Raw genomic sequence first — 18,210 nt, forward strand, 5'->3', positions numbered from 1 at the left:
CTGTTCAGTTGGGTTCAACCTAAATTTTAATTCGACAAGACGGCCCTATGCTCCTGCTTGCGACAAGTTCATATTCATCATAAAGCCCTTCCACCTTCCTGTGAAGGAGGCGAAAGGGCTGAGTTGTGATGTATTTTAGTTATCGCCAGTTATTGCTGCATCCATTGGAAGTGGAAGCTTCCTTCCTGATCCACCCGCTCAAAGGTATGCGCGCCGAAGTAATCACGTTGTGCTTGCAGCAGGTTGGCTGGAAGACGCTCGGACCGGTAGCTGTCGTAGTAAGCCAGGGCAGAGGAGAAGGCTGGCACCGGAATGCCACGGGTTACCGCCGTTGCAATAACTTCTCTCCAAGCTTCCTGATAATTCTCTACGACTTCCTTAAAGTAATCGTCCAGTAGCAGGTTGCGAAGCTCGGAATTACGGTCGTACGCATCCTTGATGTTCTGCAGGAAGCGGGCGCGGATAATGCAGCCGCCACGGAAAATCATGGCGATAGCGCCGTAATTCAAATCCCAGCCGTACTCATCGGAGGCCAGCCGCATTTGTGCAAAGCCTTGGGCATAGGAAGCAATCTTGCTGGCGTAGAGCGCCTTGCGGACGGCTTCGATAAATGCCTGCTTATCGCCTTGGAATGCAGTCGTGCTAGGCCCGCTCAGACGTTTGCTGGCGGCGACGCGCTCATCCTTCATGGCGGAGATGAACCGGGCGAATACGGATTCTGTAATAATAGAGAGCGGAACGCCCAGATCCAGCGCGCTTTGGCTGGTCCATTTGCCAGTGCCTTTCTGTCCGGCGGAATCCAGAATAACATCCACCATCGGCTCCCCTGTCTGAGGATCTTTCTTCCCGAAGATGTCAGCGGTAATCTCGATCAAATAGCTGTCCAGCTCGCCTTTGTTCCATTCGGTGAAAATATCGTGCAGCTCGTCGACGCTTAAGCCCAGTACATCCTTCAATAGCTGATAGGCCTCGCCAATAAGCTGCATATCGCCATATTCGATGCCGTTATGAACCATCTTGACGTAATGTCCAGCGCCATCTGGCCCGATATAGGTGGAGCAGGGGTCCCCATTTACCTTTGCGGAGATGGCCGTAAGAATTGGCTCTACTAATTCGTAAGCGTCCCGTTGTCCACCTGGCATAATGGCCGGTCCTTTCAGTGCGCCTTCTTCGCCGCCGGATACGCCTGCTCCGATATAGCGGAAGCCTTGCGCTTCCAGCAGCTTGTTTCTGCGCTGTGTATCGGGGAAGTGTGCGTTCCCTCCATCAATCAGGATATCGCCGGGAGACAGGAACGGAACAAGTTGGTCAATCGTGTCATCCGTTGGTTGTCCGGCTTTGACCATGATTAGTATTTTTCGCGGTGTTTCCAGTGCCTGCACGAATTTTTCAATGCTGTAGGTGCCGACAAAATTTTTGTCCGGGGCTTCTTCCAGCAATTCCTTCGTTTTGGCGGAGGAACGGTTGTACAAGGCCACAGAGAAGCCTTTGCTTTCTATATTAAGTGCGAGGTTCTTGCCCATGACAGCCAGGCCGACAACCCCGATTTGTTGTTTCTGCATCAGTAGCTACCTCCAGATTTATACGTTCTTCCAATCCGCTGCAAATTTCTCCAAGCCTTGGTCCGTGAGCGGATGCTTCACCAGTTGGGCAATGACGCCAAATGGAATAGTTGCGATATGCGCACCAGCCAGGGCTACGCGAGTGACGTGGTCCGGATGGCGCACCGAAGCGGCAATAATCTGCGTATCGAGATGATGCATCCGGAACAGCTCGGCAATTCTGGTGACAAGTTGCACGCCGTCCTCAGATATATCATCCAGCCGACCCAGAAAAGGCGACACATAGGTCGCCCCTGCCCGGGCTGCCAGCAAAGCCTGATTGACGGTGAAAATCAAGGTAACATTGGTCTTCACGCCTTGCTTGGCCAGTACACGGGTAGCTTCTAATCCCGCCAGGGTCATAGGCAGCTTGATCGTGATATGCGGATCGTGGTTATTGATCTGAATCAACTCGTTAGCTTGTGCAATCATCTCTTCCGCGGTTACGGCATCTGGCGTCACTTCGGCGGAGACGGACTCCACATCCGGCACGGCCTGTAAAATTTCCGCGATCCGGTCCTCAAATTTGACGCCTTCCTTCGCAACCAGGGAAGGGTTGGTCGTAACTCCAGACAATACACCGACCTTATAGGCTTTTTGAATATCCTCCAGATTGGCTGTATCAATAAAAAATTTCATCGTCAATCCCTCCAATTTAGAAAACCTATTTTTGAGATATCTGACTGAAAAAATGAGTTACTTGATTACTTTACAAGCGATGGCTCTTTGTCTTGACGGGAGACTTGCGCCGGGGCAGAGCTTGCTTCTGCATGTTCTTGGTCGAACCACCACTCGAAGCCGTCCTCGGCGAGCAAATCGTGAGCCGCTTGCGGTCCAAAACCTCCAGCTTCGTATTCGTACAATGGCACCTCGTTAGCAGCAAAGGCTTCCTGAATAGGTTGAACCCATTTCCAAGCGAGCTCCACTTCGTCCCAATGGGCAAAGAAGGAGGAATCTCCGCGCAAAGCATCATAGATGAGGTTCTCATAAGCTTCCGGAACCTCGCTACCGCTCTTGTGGGTGCCGATGAGCACTTTGGTCAGGTCCTGATTTTGGGCAGCATCTTCGGTGTTAAGACGCAGATAGATGCCTTCGTTCGGGCTGATCTCAAAGACCAGCAAATTCGGCGTATGCGCGCTTGCTGTGCTTCCAGTTTGTTTAATCGGCTCCTTGAACTCGATAACGATTCGGGTTGCTTTCTCCTTCATTCGTTTACCCGTCCGAATATAGAATGGAATGCCCCGCCAGAATTGATCATCAATTTGCAGCTTGGCAGCAATGAAAGTCTCGTTCTGCGAATCCTGCGGAATACCGGCTTCGTCCTTGTAACCGATGACAGGGTTTCCTTGAATGGCACCTTGCTTATATTGACCGCGGATCACCTGACTGCTGACATTTTGCGGCAACAGCGGCTCCAGGGATTGCATGACATGTCTTTTCTTCAAGCGAACTTGCTCGGAGTCATCGCTCTTTGGCAAATGACCGGCTAGCATCATCAGCAGTTGCAACATATGGTTCTGGAACATATCGCGAAGTGCGCCGGAATGATCGTAATAGCCGGCTCTTTCCTCCACGCCTACCGTTTCACTGGCGGTAATTTGCACATTAGCAATATAACGGTTGTTCCAGGAAGCTTGAATGACCGGGTTCGTCCGCTGGAGTACCTCCAGCTTCTGTACCATCGGCTTGCCCAGGTAATGGTCGATTCGGAAAATCTCTTCCTCGGCAAAAGACTTGGCAAGCTGCTCGTTAAAGTCGCGAGCGGACTGCAAATCACGGCCGAAGGGCTTCTCGATGACAAGGCGCTTCCACCCCGTGGTATCGCCAAGTCCGCTATTCTGAATATGCGAAGCGATGGTTTCAAATAGCTCCGGTCCTACGGATAAGTAGAACAAGCGGTTTGGTGTAAGGGACAGGCTTTGCTCACGCTGCTCGATGATTTGCAGCAGGCTTTGATAGTCCTCTGTACGGTCTACGTCCAGTACATGATAACGGAAGAAGCCGAGAAATTTCTTGACGGCCTCAGGATCTTTGACCTCACGTCTCGAAAAGCTGTGCAGAGATTGCTCGATGTTCGCCTTGAAGGTGTCATCGGACCATGCTCTTCTGCCCAAGCCAATCACGGAGAAAAGCTCCGGCAGTTTTCCATCAATAAATAAATTAAACAGGGCCGGGTAAATTTTGCGTTTTGCCAAATCGCCGGTTGCCCCAAACAATACGAATGTATTGGCATCCATCCAGGTTCTCTCCTCTCGGCATAGCTTTTCTGCCTATGCAACTATGTTTAGCTATAGATTCATTAGCTTGATACCACTATAATACGAATTAGCACTATACATGTAATTAATATATTTGACAGGAGCTATAGACCACGCTTATGACAAATAATTATGAGCTTTATAAAGTCTTCTATTGGGCGGCCAAGACAGGGAGCTTGACCCAGGCGGCCCATGCGTTGTTTCTAACTCAGCCGAGCGTTAGCCATGCCATCAAGCAACTGGAAGAGAGCTTTGGCCTCACCTTGTTCCAGCGCAACTCCAAGGGCGTGTCGCTGACTCAGGAGGGGGCTGTTCTGTATTCGTATATTGAACAGTCGCAGATTTTGATCTCGCTGGCTGAGAAGAAAATGGCAGAGCTGAAAAATCTGGATAGCGGCGTGCTGCGAATCGGGGGCAGTGATTCGTTATTCAAGCATTACCTACTGCCCTTCCTGGAGGAGTTTCATCTTCAGTACCCTGACATTGGCATTCAACTATTGCACGGGACCACCCCGGAAATCATGGGCTATCTGAAAGAAGGCAAAATCGATCTTGGCGTAGCCAGAATGCCAATCATGGACTCGCAAATCGAGGTTCAGGAAGGCATTCAGCTTCAGGATTGTTTCGTGGCGGGTTGCCGTTATGCCCCTGAGATTCAGAATAAGGTGATTTCCTTACAGGAGCTGTTGGAATATCCTCTTGTCTTATTCTCTCGCAATAGTCGGGCCCGGATGGCCATTACGGAGTTATTCCACGGCTATGGCTATGAGCTAAAACCGGAGATTGAGGTAGGCAGCGTGGATTTGTTGATTGAACTCGCTCGCAAGGGACTCGGCATATCGTATGTCGCTCGCGAATTTGTCAGCAAGGAATTGGAGGAGGGCTCTTTATTTGAGATCAAGCTGGATGTTGAGCTTCCACCTTCCCAGGTCGGGGTCATGAATATGCGTAATTTGCCGCTAACCAGTGCAGCGAAGAAGTTCATTGAAGGATTCAAATGACCAAGACAATGGAGGTTGAGAAATAAATAATAATTTGGGGCGTAGCTGGAAAATTCCGGATACGCTCTTTTTTTGTCCTTGAAATGACCAATTTAGAAGAAAAAATATAAAAATGAGCAATTTTTCCTATTAGAATATAGTTCTATAGTCGCTTTACTTAGAATTAACTTCATATTTTTCTTGGGCAAACTTTCCCTTGGTACACTGATTATCGTTGGTCTCCACCTATCCATTCAGCTAAAAGGTTGATTGTCATCATTAGGGCTACCAATTATAAAGAATCATGTGTGATAGAAGTTGAAGGGAGAGGTATGGATTGATTATTCAGACCAAACTAAAAGTTCCATCGATCAGCAATACGTTTATTTCGCGTCCCAAGCTCTACAAGATACTGGATCAGGGGTTAGACAAACGGGTTACCTTTGTAGTTGCCCCTTCGGGGTATGGGAAGACTTCGATGCTAAGCGATTGGGTCAAAAGGATGGAGACATATGTGGCATGGGTGACCTTGGACGAAAGGGACAATCATCCTCATAGCTTCTGGACACATGTGGCGGCGTCTATCCAGCCTAACAGCCTGTTTCGCAGAGGTCAGTTAAGCCGATTATTGGATAAGCACGGCAAACTGCCTTGGTCTGTCGCTGATTTGTTGAACGAGCTGAGCATGAAGCAGGAGCAGACGATATTAATATGGGATGACTTCAACCATATTACCGATGCGGATGTTCTCGCAGAGGTTAATCAGTTTATCCGATTGCTGCCTGAGCAGGTTCATGTCTATCTGGCAAGTCAGGCTTATCCATCGCTGCAAGTGGCCAAGATGAAGGCGGCGAATGAATTGATCGAAATGGACAAGAGCGACCTGCAATTCAGTCCTAGTGAAACAAAATTGTTTTTTAGCCTTTACCATGATCTCGATTTGCGTAATGAGCAGATATTTTACATACATGAACAATTACAAGGCTGGGCAGCAGGGCTGAGGCTGGCAGCAATGTCTATGCTGGAGCACGCCGGAAGCAGCGAGCCTTGGAGACATATCATGGGGCAAAACAAGGATTTTGCCGCTTACTTCTTCGATGAAATTCTCTCTTGCTTAAGTGAACGACAGCAGCAGCTTCTATATCGTTCATCCATTTTGGAGGAGATGAACGCAGAATTATGTGTATACGTTAGTGATTTGGGCGAGGGGGAAGATTTACGAACAGTTTTTGAGCAGGGCAGGTTGTTTACAGCATCTATTGAAGGGTCGGAGGGGTGGTTTCGATACCACCCGCTGTTTCGCCAATTTTTACAGTTCCAGTTGAAGCAGAGATCGCCAAGCTTATTTGTACAATTACATGCCAGGGCGGGGAAGTGGATGGAGCAAAGGGACAGACCACTGCAGGCACTCCATTACTATTTGCATGCCGAGGCCTACGAATCGATGGCCGAATTGCTTGCAGGCATCTTGTTCCACCCGGGAAGCTTGGAGAAGCCGGATATTCGCTATTGGTTCGAACGAATTCCGCTCAAATTTTTATTTAGCCAGCCTAGGCTTTATCTGCTCCATATTGTAATCAAGCTGGTAGATGGCAAGGTGGAGGAGAGTCGGCGGTGTTGTGACCGATTACGTCAAAGGCTGTTTGAAGATGCTTCGGAGCAGAACGAGGGCAACTTGAAGCTATGGCGAACCGGGCTGTTGCTGATTGAAACGTTGTATGCCTATAAGACCAAGGATTTTCTGAAGTCCATTGAGCATTGGAGCCAGTATATCCAGGCAGACCCTAAGGAAAAGCTGTTCGAGGGTGTGGTCATCCCTAGTGATTCCATCATCTCTCTACGGGATTTACATACTCATATTGGCAGTCTGAAAGGCGCGGAAGTGCTGTTGAAGCGTTTCTTGGAAGCAGGGGCTGAAGGCAGAAGCGGAGTTATCTCCACAGAAATCAATATTTCATACATATCTTTGCTATATGAATGGAATCAGTTGGAGCTAGCCGAACAGTATGCGCGCCAACTGCTGGATGATGCTCAAGTGTCGGGAAGCTTGCAGGTTGCTATTCGGGTCCGTCTCATATTGGCTGCTATTGAACTGGCCCGGAGCGGGGAGAAGGGGCCACAATGCCTTTCAGATATACAACAACTACAGAAGGATATGGAGCCACTTGAGAATCCCGAACTGGGAAAAAAAGCGGCCCTGTTAATGACGACGATCTGGTTGCGTATAGGTGAAGCCAACAAGGCGGAGGAATGGCTACTGGATAATAAGGTGAGTATTACCGATGATATTCCGGCCGAGCAATTTGCTGCCTATCGAATTCACACGCGGTTATTGTTGATTCAGGGCAAACAGGAGGAGGCGGAGGAATGGGCTTATATGATTTGTGAACATGCCCGGGCAACGGGCGACATCCTCTGTCTGATTCGAAGTCTTGCCTTGCTTGGGTTGATTTTATATCAAAACTCTCAATTGTCGATTGCTCTGGACTTTCTGGAAGAAGCCCTTCATCTCGGGGAAACGGAGGGCTGTGTTCGTTCATTTGCTGATTACGATGGTCCTATGGTTGAACTGCTTCGCGTGTACCTGAAGTCGCGGCAAAGTCATTATCGCACAATAATTCATAAGGTGTCGCTAATGTATGTGAAACGGCTGGTGCATCAAGCCAAGGTAAAACCGACGACGAGCAGGCCTCTGGAAGACTTGTCTGGTCCAGATGCGGAAGCATCATTATTAACGGTGAAGGAGCAAGAGGTCTTGCGCTTCCTCCATGAGGGCTTATCGAACAAGCTTATTGCGGAGAAGATGGGGATTTCGATGGCCACGATTAAAACCCATGTGAATAACATGTACAAGAAATTAGAAGTGTCTAATCGGGTATTGGCTATTGAGAAAGCAAGGCAAAAAGGGTTGTTGTGAAGATAAACGAGCAAATTTTACAAAAATTTTACAATTGTCGAATGGATAGGGATAAAGCCTTGATACTACAACTATTGTCCTAGGTACTCCAACCCTCTTCTCAACCCTTCTGTTGATTTACAACCTTTTTTGGCGCTCCCTATAATGGGGATGTGCTCGAAAGGAGTCGGGAAATGGAGAAGATTTATGTCATCGTTGCCATAGCGGATTCGCAGTACCAGAAAGCGTTGCACACCTATATTCGCGAATCGGACTATCACAGCAAGCTCATTGTTCGCTTTTGCTCAAGTAAAGCGCACGTGGAGGAATTGCTTGCCTCTGGTGAGCCTGCTCATATTGTCCTGGCCACGGAAGAGCTAATGCCAATGGTCCCGAATCAGCAAGAGGGAAAATGTGCCTATATTGCATTGGTGGAGGACGGAGCGCTTGAAGCAATGGAGCCAGCGCTGCAAATGTATCAGCCGCTTAACCAGTTAATTGAACAAGCGTTAAAGCATTATGCCAAGCTTAATCCCAATGCATCACAGAAGTTCCAACGGGATCGCAAGACCAAGATTGCAGCGTTCTATTCCAGTATCGGTGGTTCTGGTAAGACCGCAACCGCATTAGCTACTGCGCACCAATTAAGCCAGCGGAACTTAGCGACATTGTATTTGAATATGGAAGCGGTTTGCGGCAATCCGCTGCATACCGGACGTAAAGCAGAAGAGGGAATCTCCAATCTGCTCTATTATATGCGCAATAACGAGAAGCAGCTTTCTGTTCGCTTTGAGAGCTTGAGACAGCATCATGAAAGCCTGGGCATTGATTATTTGACAGGCCCTTCTAATGTGAGGGATTTGCTGGAACTGACCGAAGCAGATGCCAAGAGACTGCTGCAAGTGTTATGTCAAATGGGGAGATACGATTACATCATCGTGGATATGGATTACTCGGTTGACGAGCGTAACCTCGGAGTTTTGCAGGAGAGTGACTTCGTTTACTGGATGATGCAGCATAATGAGCAGTGCTTGGCCAAGACTCAGGTGGTGCTGAGGTATCTGCAACGGGCCAATTTAGGGGATACCCGGTTCTTCAGCCAATTGTTCTTCGTCCTGAATAAGCAATTGGATGAACAGATTCTTTATAATTCGGACTTCCAGATAACGTCATATCTACCTTATATTCCTGAATGGAAGAAGACGGGGGATGCGGCGGACTACTCCAGGAATCGGCATTTCAATCACTATGTCAGACAAATGCTGGCGGATTCAAGGGTATTTGCTACATGAGTATGCAGACCCTGACTGATGAAAAATTCGATACACTGCGGCTGATCGTCAAGAATTGGCTGGATCAGGAGGGGGCGCCTTCTGATGATGATGTACTCAGTCAAATTGAACAAGTTGTATTTGAACACACCGTTGAAGACAACCTGACCATTAGCGAAAAACAGCAGATGATTGAACGGATCATGAACTCGTTTCGTGGATTGGATGCCTTGCAGCCGTTGATCGAAGACAAGAGTATCACAGAAATTATGATTAACAGCTATGACGAGATATTCATCGAGCGAAATGGACAGGTGATGAAATCTCCGCAAAAGTTCGAGAATGAACGTCGGTTGGAGAATGTCATTCAGAAAATTGTGGGCTTTGTGAATCGGGTGGTGAATGAGTCCAGTCCCATCGTAGATGCCCGGCTGAAGGATGGCTCCCGCGTCAACGTTGTGTTGCCGCCTATCGCGCTTAACGGACCAACCATGACGATTCGGAAATTTCCTGAGAAGCCGATGGACATGCAGGAATTGGTCCGATTAGGTGCATTAACCGAGGATGTGGCGATTTTTCTACAGAAGCTGGTGGTCGCCAAATACAACATGTTTATCGGAGGCGGTACAGGTTCGGGTAAAACAACCTTCCTGAATGCCTTATCCAATTTCATCCCCCAGGATGAACGGATTATTACGATTGAGGATTCGGCCGAGCTGCAAATTTTGAATGTTCCGAATATCGTACGGTTGGAGACTCGTAATGCCAATACGGAGGGCCGAGGCGAAATCACGATTCGTCAATTGATTCGAAGCTCGCTGCGTATGCGTCCTAACCGGGTCATTGTTGGGGAGGTCAGAGGAGCTGAGGCGCTCGATATGCTACAGGCGATGAATACGGGGCATGATGGCTCGCTGTCTACAGGCCATGCGAACTCAACCTCTGATATGCTCAGCCGTCTTGAATCTATGGTGATCAGTGGTGCGGAGATGCCGATCAGCGTAGTCAGGAAACAGATTGCCTCGGCCATAGATGTAATGATTCACTTGATGCGGCTCAGAGACAGGACACGCAAGGTCGTGGAGATTTCCGAGATTATTGGAGTCGACGATCGAGGCGAAGTCATGCTCAATTCCTTGTTCCGGTTCCAGGAACGGGGGGAGACAGCAGATGGGAAGATCATCGGTTCGCTTGTGCCTACGGGCAATGTGATGCGGGAGTTGGACAAGCTACGCTTTGCCGGCATCAAGCTCGATGAAATTGGAAATATCGTGGCAATTGGAGAAGGAGAGTGAAGTGAAGTGGATACGGCGGAACTGGTGGAGCGACTGCCGGGGCGGTTCCAGCGAATGCTGCAATGGTCGGCAGTTCCTGTGAAGCGGCCGGCCCGCAACCAGCAGATCAACTATAATGAATACCATTTATCCTGGGTGCAGTATATCGGCGGAATATTGGTGGCTGCGGCGATTATTTTCGTGGTATGCATGATCTTTTACAAGAGTGTGCCTATGGCGATCATCCTGTCATTGCTTGCGTTGCTCTACCCGAGAATGATGAAGCAACACTTATTGAAGAAGCGGAAGCAGGAGCTCACACTACAGTTCCGCCAGGCTCTGTATTCTCTGGCTTCGTCACTTGCGGCTGGCCGCTCGGTCACCAATTCGTTCAGCGAAATCGTGAAGGACTTGGAACTGCTATATCCTGACCCGGATACCTACATTATTAAAGAACTGAATCAGATCAATCATCGTATCGATAACGGAGAATCGCTGGAGATGCCATTGCTCGATTTCAGCATTCGTGCAGACATAGAGGACATCACCAACTTTATTGATGTATTTATGATCTGCCGGACCCAGGGTGGAGATCTGGTGGAGGTCATTCGTCGAACCTCCAATATGATTGGAGAGAAGATTGAGATCAAACAGGAAATTGCTGTACTTGTAGCGGGCAAGAAGTTTGAATCTACGGCCATGATGTTTGCACCATTGGTTCTGATTGCCGGGCTGGCCTTCTTCTCCGGCGATTATATGGAGCCGCTCTACACGGGAATTAGTGGGCGGTTGGTCATGACGGGGGCGCTGGCTGTGCTGGGAGTTTGCTCCTACGCCTCCAAACGAATTATGGATATCAGGGTGTGAGCCGATGATTGGCGGATTATTTCTACTCATTTATATTGGACTGCTGGTTATGGTCGTGATCAGAGCAGACGTATTGGAGGGCTATAAGCAGGCGGTTCAAAGCAATAGACAATATACAAGGTTGGCGCTACTTGCCCCCTATAGCTTGGCCATTATTTATGTAATCAAGCTGGAGAAGCGAATTCCGAAAATAAGCGGGAGAATTTATCACAACATTCTGCTGCTGCATGGGCAACGGAAAGCGCTCATTACTAGCAAAATGTTCCTGGCTGATGCGGTGTCCATCTCAATTATCGTCACTGTATTTGGGTGCGTGTTGGGACTGTTGATGCCGGAGAACTGGTGTTTTGCCCCTGGGGGGTTCACCTTATCCTTACTTATTCCCTTGATTCAAATGCAAGAGTTGGAGAAGAAGGTAAAAAAGATGAAGCAAGAAATTACGATGGAGCTGCCGGAATTTCTGAACAAATTGATCTTGCTTGTGAATGCGGGGGAAACGGTACAGAAGGCGCTAATTCGCTGTGCCAAGCAGAAGCGAAGTGGAGACAAGCCCAATGCGCTGTATGATCAGCTTGCCATGGTGGCGGCAGAACTGGAGAACGGTTATTCCTTCCATCAATCGATTGAGGATTTCAGCAAGCGCTGTGGTGTACAGGAGGCAACCATCTTCTCTACCTCCATGCTTCTGAACTATAACCGCGGCGGGGAAGAATTTGTGGCTTCGCTAAGAGAAATATCCCGGGACTTATGGGAGAAGCGCAAGAGCATTACCAAAACCTTGGGTGAGCAAGCCAGCTCAAAGATGCTGTTCCCCATGGTATTCGTATTCCTGGTCATTATGGTGATCGTCGGTTTTCCGGCGCTCTCCTTAATGTAATAAAAAAACAATTTGTAAGGGAGAGAATGTTGTGTTGAAAAATTGGGCAATTGCATTTTGGAGAAATGAAAAAGGGCTAGGCACCTTGGAGATTTTGCTGATTGCTGGCGTACTGATCGTTATTGCTGTGGCATTCCGCAAGCAAATTACCGCATGGGTGCAAAAGGTGCTTGACCAGGCGGACGGAGACCTGCTTATGGACCAAAAAGTAGATGTAGCGGAATAAACAAGGGTGCTTAAAGGGGGTTGCTTGTGGAAGTAAGCACATTGATCTTGCTGTCCTTGTTAATTGTATGTGCGGCTTATCTGGATATCCGCTATCATCGCTTGCCAAATTGGTTAACTGTCAGCGGTATGGCTGTCGGCATAGGGCATGCATTGGTACTGAAAGGCTTGGCCGGTCTACTCTTCTCGCTAGCCGGTCTGGCCGCCGGCTTCGCCGCCATGCTCATTCTGCATCTGTTCAAAGCGGTCGAGGCAGGGGATGTAAAGCTGTTCGCCGCGCTAGGCGCACTTACCGGCATTGAATTTTCATTATATAGTGTGATGCATTCTATCGTATTTGCCTCCCTGTATGCGGTCATTATTCTGGCGGTGCGCAAGCTGTTATGGACGAAGCTGCTCGAAACGTTCAGAGCGTTTCTGCTTACCAATGCATCACATCATACCGGCTACGTCAGGAGCCTCCTTCAAACGGGCAAAATTCATATGCCATTTATGTATGCGGTGGTGCCCGGCGTGATCGTCACCGTTTTCTACTATTGATGCTTTTGGGGTGAACAGCTTGGGACAATTGTTTTTTGAATACATTGAGCAAAACGGCAGTTACCTGGTGTTCTACGATCAGGAAGGAATTCGGGGTGAAGAGCTAAATGCTGTCCAGGTGCGAATGCTGCAACAATACAGCATAGAGCGTCTACTCCCCATTGAATTTGAAGAAAAAGATTTGAAACTGAGGCTTCGCTATAATATCAGCGGTACAAAGATGCTGTCACAAGTATTGAAATATCGACGTATGAGTATGTCCGAGTATTATGACATCTTGCTCAGAACGGTGCTGATGTTATCAGACTGCAAGAAATATATGCTCGATGAGGACAAGCATGTGCTGCATGAAAATTTCATCTTTGTTGGCGAAGAGTTGGCAGATATTCACTTTGTTTATCTGCCGACTGAAAATGTAGGGCTCACCGGCTCTGTGCCGGAGCGGCTGAAGCAATTGGCGACCACTTTAATCGCTTTTGTGGATGGGATGAATGCCGCCGGCTTTCAGGCTATCTTGCAATATTTCTATACCGAGAGCTTCACCTTGGCTGGCATACAAGAACTGCTGCATCGTTTAGAGCTCCGAACGGACGATGTGCAAGCGCAGTCTCTGTTAACTCCAAGCTTTGAGCAGGTGGCTTCCAATGTGGGGAAACTGCCAAAGGCAGTGGATCGCGAAGCGATGCTATCGCCAGGAAGGACAAAGGAGCAGTATGAGACAGCAACCCAGAACGCTTCCCATGAACCGGAAGATCCTTTGCTGCGGGCCTTGGATATCAAGCCCAAGAAGGCCAATAAGAAGGGCAACAAATCAAGTAAGGGGCAGAAGCAGGCGGGGGGCAAGTGGCTTAAGCCAGGTGATCCCAAGCGGGAGCTACAGCTTCGCAATATCGCGTTGGCAGCCTTGTCCATAGGGGCAGCGCTGGTGATAAGGGATGTGCTGGAGAAGGGCAACGAAGGCTGGCTTAGTCTTTACTGGTTGCTTGTGCTATTGGCGGCGGTTTTGTTAGCTCGCTATCTATGGGTCAAGGGCAGGAAGGCACCAGCCCTGGTATCGGAATCTGAATCAGGGCCGGCGGCTCCTTCTTCTGGAGGGGCACATGACGGAGATGAACTTCTTAAAGATCAATCACCGAGGGAGCGAAGCGCCCCGCAGGCGCCACACCTACCCGAGCCGGTTCGTATCGTCGGGCCGGAAGTGCCGACGGAGAACTATTATGAAGCACTGCCTTTGTTCACGAGCATGCTGGGGGAAGGCGACTCTCATAGCACCGGGCTACTCGGGTTCGACAACAGCGACTCCGGGGAAGAGAAGCAGGCCTTATCTTATTTGGTGGTACGCCGCGAGGGGATGGTAGAGCGGATTGCCGTACATAAGGATGTGTTTCGCATCGGCAGTCAGGACGACGTGGTCCATTATTGCGAAGATGTGGAGGGGGTATCCCGCACTCATCTGGAGATTATCAAGAAATCCGGCAAGAACATTGTCAGGGATTTGGGATCGCGCAATGGGACTTTTCTCAATGGAACCCGTCTCGCGCCCTATCGTGAGTATTTGCTGAATAATGATGACAAGTTACTGATTGCACAAACAGAGTTTCAGTTTTTCTACTCTCTGAAGGGGGAGCAGCCTTTTGTCTTCAATGAGCATCTACTGGCTGCCTTGACAGATGGAGCAGGAGGATTCGATGAAACGATTATTTAAATTCACGTTGCTGGTTGCGATGGTGATGTGGCTCCCTACCTTAATAAATTATGGCGGGCAGGGATTGCGGGTATTGGCCTTTGAAGAGTTGTCAGTACAGTCATCTTCACAGGCAATCCCCTCTTCGACAGAGGCATTGTCCCTCTCGGAGAAAGTCAGTCTGGAGAATGATGCCATGCTGCAATGGGCCAAGCAACTAGATGAGCTAGTCATTCAAGCGGGCAATGTGTTTTCGCTGGATCAATGGTTCAAGGAACTGCCGGACAATGGGCAGGCCAAGCCAGCGGATACTGATCTGGAGCAGATCGGTTCCATCTTGTTGCAGACGGGGCTTCAAGCAGGACTGGAGGTTGGCGAGCGAGCCACACATTCAGTTCTGCCAGCAACGGCAGAGCCGGGTTATGATCTGGAATTTCGCCAAGGGGAACAGGACTTTACGCTGCGCAATCCCCATAACTATGAGGTTAGCGGCAAGGTCGAGGTTCATGGAGGACAGGCATCCTTCCAATGGATGGGGTATGGTCCTTCCTTGTGGAAGAAGAAAGAAATCACGGTAGAAGTAGAAGAGTTTGCACAAGGAGATCTGAAAGTGGAGGATCATGCCTTGGTGACGAAGGGCAGGACGATTCCAGGTTATCCAGGCCGGCTGATCCATGTATACGCCGTTTCTGATGGAGGCAAGGAACTCTTGTATCAAAATTACTACGCGCCACAAGCAAATCTGGTTTATGAGCCGAAGCGGTCAAGTGAGGCTACACGGATTGGCGAGAGCGGAGGCAACCCTTGATGCAACTGGGGGAGCTGTTGGTAACCAGCGGGATTATTTCTCAGACACAGCTTGAGGAAGCATTGCAGCAGCAACGGGACACCAAGCAGCGTCTGGGCGAAATATTTCTGGAGAAGAGCTTCATTACCGAGAAAGTGCTGGCTGAGGTTCTGGAGTTTCAATTGGGTTTTCCGCTGATTCATCTCTACAACGTCGATATTGATCCACAAGCGGTGAAGCTTCTTCCAGAAGAGGCGGCCCGTGAATATGAAGCCATTCCGATTGCGTTGGTTAAGAATAAGCTGCAAATTGCTCTGATTGATCCACTGAATTTCTCGGTCATTGAGCAGCTTCAATTGATTACAGGCAAGGAAATTCAACCCTTGCTTGGCTTACGCTCCGAGGTAGAGCAGGCGCTTAACAAATTTTACGGGATGCAGGGTGAGTTTGACGAATGGGTGGAGGAAACGGCGGCTGAAGCTGCCCAAGAGCAAGAAGAACCGGATGCACTGAGTAGCGATGCACCTATTATCAAGCTGGTCAACCAGATGATTCATGCAGCGGTCAACCTTAAGGCCAGTGATATTCATATTGAGCCGGATGAGACCAGCGTCAAGATCAGGTACCGGATTGATGGGCAATTGCGACTGGAGCGTGAGTTACCCAAGAATATGCAAGCCCTGCTGACGACAAGAGTGAAAATTATTGCCAAGCTAAATATCGCGGAGCGCCGCTTGCCGCAGGATGGTAATATCCAACTGCAAATTATGGGCAGACGAATCGATATACGGGTATCTACACTGCCCGCTGTGAATGGGGAGAGCATCGTATTGCGTTTGCTGGATCAGTCGGCAGGTATTAAAGGGTTGGATGAACTGGGCTTCAGCCCACGCAATTTGCAGATTTTTCAGAAGATGAGCAAGCTGCCTAACGGAATTATCCTGATATCCGGGCCGACAGGAAGCGGGAAGACCTCCACCTTGTACTCCATTTTGCGTGAAATGAAGGATGAAGAGATCAAGATTATCACCGTCGAAGATCCGGTTGAATACCGGTTTAACGGGATTACGCAGGTGCAGGTGAACACGCAGATCGGCATGACGTTTGCTTCCAGCCTTCGTTCCATATTACGTCAGGACCCTAACGTCATCATGGTTGGTGAAATACGTGATCCGGAGACGGCGGCTATCGCGGTTCGAGCTTCATTAACCGGTCATTTGGTATTAAGCACAATTCATACCAACAATGCACTAAGCACCATTAACCGTTTGCAGGATATGGGCATAGAGGGTTACTTGATTGCTTCCTCGCTTGCTTGTGTTACTGCCCAGCGGCTGGTGCGCCGATTGTGCAGTCATTGCGCGGCCAGAACTTTGGCTACGGAAGAGGAGAAGCTATTGCTGATCTCTCACCGTCTCGTCTCTTCCCAAGATGCCCAGCAGCTTCAATTAATGAAGGCAAGGGGATGTGGGGTGTGTGGTCACACCGGTTACCACGGCCGCATCGGCATTCACGAGGTATTGGCTATTGATGCTGACATACGTACCGCTATTGTGGAGAATCGGACCCGCGGCGAGTTTGAGCAACTGCTGGAGGGCAAAGCTTTTCGAACGATGATGGTTGACGGCCTGGAGAAGGTAATGGCTGGACAGACCGATGTACAGGAAGTGTTGAAGGCTGCCTTCAGTGAATGATATCAGAATTGGAGCAGATGCTTATGCCAAGCTTTGTATATGAAGCGGTGAACAAGAAGGGGAAAAGCATTCGCGGCATGTTGTGGGCACAGAACAAGCAGAAGGCTATTCTGGAGCTGCGTAACGGCGGCTTGATGGTGAAGTCGCTGGAAGAGAAGCAGAAATCCGTATTGGACCTGGAGATTCGGCTAGGCAGCAGTATCAGTAAGAAGGAATTCGTTGTGTTCTGCCGCCAGTTCGCCACGCTGATTCGCTCTGGTATTCAGATCGATCAAGCTTTGCGATTGCTCGCCAATCAGACGAAGAGCAGGTTGATGAAGCGAGCATTGTCTGAGGTGCTGGATCACTTGCGCGCAGGGCTACAGCTTTCGGATGCCTTAGCCAAAAGACCCAAGGATTTCCCATCCATGTTTGTGAACATGGTGGCTTCTGGAGAAGTGGGTGGGAATCTCGACGATATTCTGGACCACATGGCCAATCACTATGAGAAGGACAGCAAATCAATAGCGAAGGTACGCTCAGCGTTAACGTATCCCTGTATCGTGCTTGTTATAGCCGCGGGTGTCGTGGTCTTCCTGCTCCGTAGCATTGTGCCAACCTTTGAGGAGCTCTTCGCCGAGCAAGGGGCAGATCTTCCGGTCATTACGAAGTCTGTCGTGGCTGTAAGCAACATACTGGGAACGTATTGGTATGGGGTGCTTGCCCTGCTCATTGTTCCAGTAGTGTTGTTCCGGGCGGTCATTGCCACAAAGACAGGCCGTTACTGGCTGGATTCCCTGAAGTACCGAATTCCGCTGTTTGGCTCGCTGCTGAAGAAGTCGACACTGGCCCGCATGGCCCGAACGATGTCCGCTTTATTTTATGGAGGTATTCCAATCACTCAGATTTTGTCTGTATCGGAGAAAGTGGTACAGAATGAAGCGGCCGCCCGGGTGCTTCAGCGGACAAAGGAGAAGATGATGCAAGGGAAGCAGATGTCTGAGCCTTTCCGCGAGAGTGGATTTTTCCCGGATCTGTTCAACCAGGTTGTACAAGTGGGGGAGGAAACAGGGCAGATGGATGTCATGCTGTCCAAGGTAGCCGATTATTATGAATCGGATGTGGAGCGGGCCATCGAGCAAATCAAGACGCTGATTGAACCGGCGATGATGATGGTATTGACGGCGGTGGTCGGGGTAATCGTCGCTGCAATTATTACCCCGATGTTCTCGCTATATGAGCAAATAATCAAATAACCCACTATACGAATAGGAGTG

15 protein-coding genes are annotated in these 18,210 nt (G+C 49.2%); 12 read left to right on the plus strand and 3 right to left on the minus strand.

Features of this window, described 5'->3' with window-relative positions:
* Positions 1-149: 149 nt before the first annotated feature.
* The 3 genes from gndA to zwf form a co-directional block, all read right to left on the minus strand.
* Positions 150-1,562 carry an NADP-dependent phosphogluconate dehydrogenase gene (gene gndA, locus BN3279_RS13270; RefSeq protein ID WP_059051533.1) on the minus strand — a complete coding sequence of 471 codons (1,413 nt, stop codon included), beginning with the start codon at positions 1,560-1,562 and terminating at the stop codon, positions 150-152.
* Positions 1,563-1,580: 18 nt separating this feature from the next.
* Positions 1,581-2,240 (minus strand): fructose-6-phosphate aldolase, encoded by a 660-nt coding sequence (fsa, locus tag BN3279_RS13275; RefSeq protein WP_059051535.1) that lies wholly within the window; start codon positions 2,238-2,240, stop codon positions 1,581-1,583.
* A 65-nt stretch (positions 2,241-2,305) separates the two neighbouring features.
* Complete coding sequence (zwf, locus tag BN3279_RS13280) at positions 2,306-3,838, minus strand: glucose-6-phosphate dehydrogenase (protein ID WP_059051537.1); 1,533 nt, start codon at positions 3,836-3,838, stop codon at positions 2,306-2,308.
* Between the two features lie 140 nt (positions 3,839-3,978).
* Here zwf and BN3279_RS13285 point away from each other — a divergent pair, with 140 nt between their 5' ends.
* The 12 genes from BN3279_RS13285 (at position 3,979) to BN3279_RS13340 (ending at position 18,189) form a co-directional block, all read left to right on the plus strand.
* Positions 3,979-4,860, plus strand: coding sequence for a LysR family transcriptional regulator (locus tag BN3279_RS13285; protein WP_059051538.1), 882 nt, complete (start codon positions 3,979-3,981; stop codon positions 4,858-4,860).
* 316 nt (positions 4,861-5,176) lie between these two features.
* Positions 5,177-7,756: a winged helix-turn-helix domain-containing protein gene (locus tag BN3279_RS13290; RefSeq protein ID WP_059051539.1), complete on the plus strand. Its 2,580-nt coding sequence runs from the start codon at positions 5,177-5,179 to the stop codon at positions 7,754-7,756.
* 173 nt (positions 7,757-7,929) lie between these two features.
* Positions 7,930-9,027: a P-loop NTPase family protein gene (locus BN3279_RS13295; protein ID WP_059051540.1), complete on the plus strand. Its 1,098-nt coding sequence runs from the start codon at positions 7,930-7,932 to the stop codon at positions 9,025-9,027.
* A gap of 2 nt (positions 9,028-9,029) precedes the next feature.
* On the plus strand, positions 9,030-10,301 hold the full coding sequence (locus tag BN3279_RS13300; RefSeq protein WP_082673081.1) for a TadA family conjugal transfer-associated ATPase: 1,272 nt from the start codon (positions 9,030-9,032) through the stop codon (positions 10,299-10,301).
* A gap of 6 nt (positions 10,302-10,307) precedes the next feature.
* A complete protein-coding gene (locus tag BN3279_RS13305; protein WP_232436843.1) occupies positions 10,308-11,147 on the plus strand; it encodes a type II secretion system F family protein in 840 nt (279 codons plus the stop codon).
* Between the two features lie 4 nt (positions 11,148-11,151).
* The gene (locus BN3279_RS13310) at positions 11,152-12,024 is read left to right on the plus strand and encodes a type II secretion system F family protein (RefSeq protein ID WP_059051543.1); all 873 of its coding nucleotides are present in this window, start codon (positions 11,152-11,154) and stop codon (positions 12,022-12,024) included.
* Positions 12,025-12,055: 31 nt separating this feature from the next.
* Positions 12,056-12,250: a Flp1 family type IVb pilin gene (locus tag BN3279_RS13315; RefSeq protein ID WP_059051545.1), complete on the plus strand. Its 195-nt coding sequence runs from the start codon at positions 12,056-12,058 to the stop codon at positions 12,248-12,250.
* A gap of 26 nt (positions 12,251-12,276) precedes the next feature.
* Entirely contained in the window at positions 12,277-12,789 is a 513-nt protein-coding gene (locus BN3279_RS13320; RefSeq protein ID WP_059051547.1) for an A24 family peptidase, read from the plus strand.
* Between the two features lie 19 nt (positions 12,790-12,808).
* On the plus strand, positions 12,809-14,494 hold the full coding sequence (locus tag BN3279_RS13325) for a DUF6382 domain-containing protein (protein WP_059051549.1): 1,686 nt from the start codon (positions 12,809-12,811) through the stop codon (positions 14,492-14,494).
* Entirely contained in the window at positions 14,478-15,281 is an 804-nt protein-coding gene (locus BN3279_RS13330; protein ID WP_059051551.1) for a VanW family protein, read from the plus strand. The genes BN3279_RS13325 and BN3279_RS13330 overlap by 17 nt, the downstream gene beginning before the upstream one ends.
* The gene (locus tag BN3279_RS13335) at positions 15,281-16,954 is read left to right on the plus strand and encodes a GspE/PulE family protein (protein ID WP_059051553.1); all 1,674 of its coding nucleotides are present in this window, start codon (positions 15,281-15,283) and stop codon (positions 16,952-16,954) included. Before BN3279_RS13330 ends, BN3279_RS13335 begins: the two co-directional genes overlap by 1 nt.
* A complete protein-coding gene (locus tag BN3279_RS13340; protein WP_059051555.1) occupies positions 16,951-18,189 on the plus strand; it encodes a type II secretion system F family protein in 1,239 nt (412 codons plus the stop codon). Before BN3279_RS13335 ends, BN3279_RS13340 begins: the two co-directional genes overlap by 4 nt.
* The last annotated feature ends 21 nt before the right edge of the window (positions 18,190-18,210 follow it).

This window comes from Paenibacillus senegalimassiliensis, from assembly GCF_001486585.1.
Taxonomy (GTDB): Bacteria; Bacillota; Bacilli; order Paenibacillales; family Paenibacillaceae; genus Fontibacillus; species Fontibacillus senegalimassiliensis.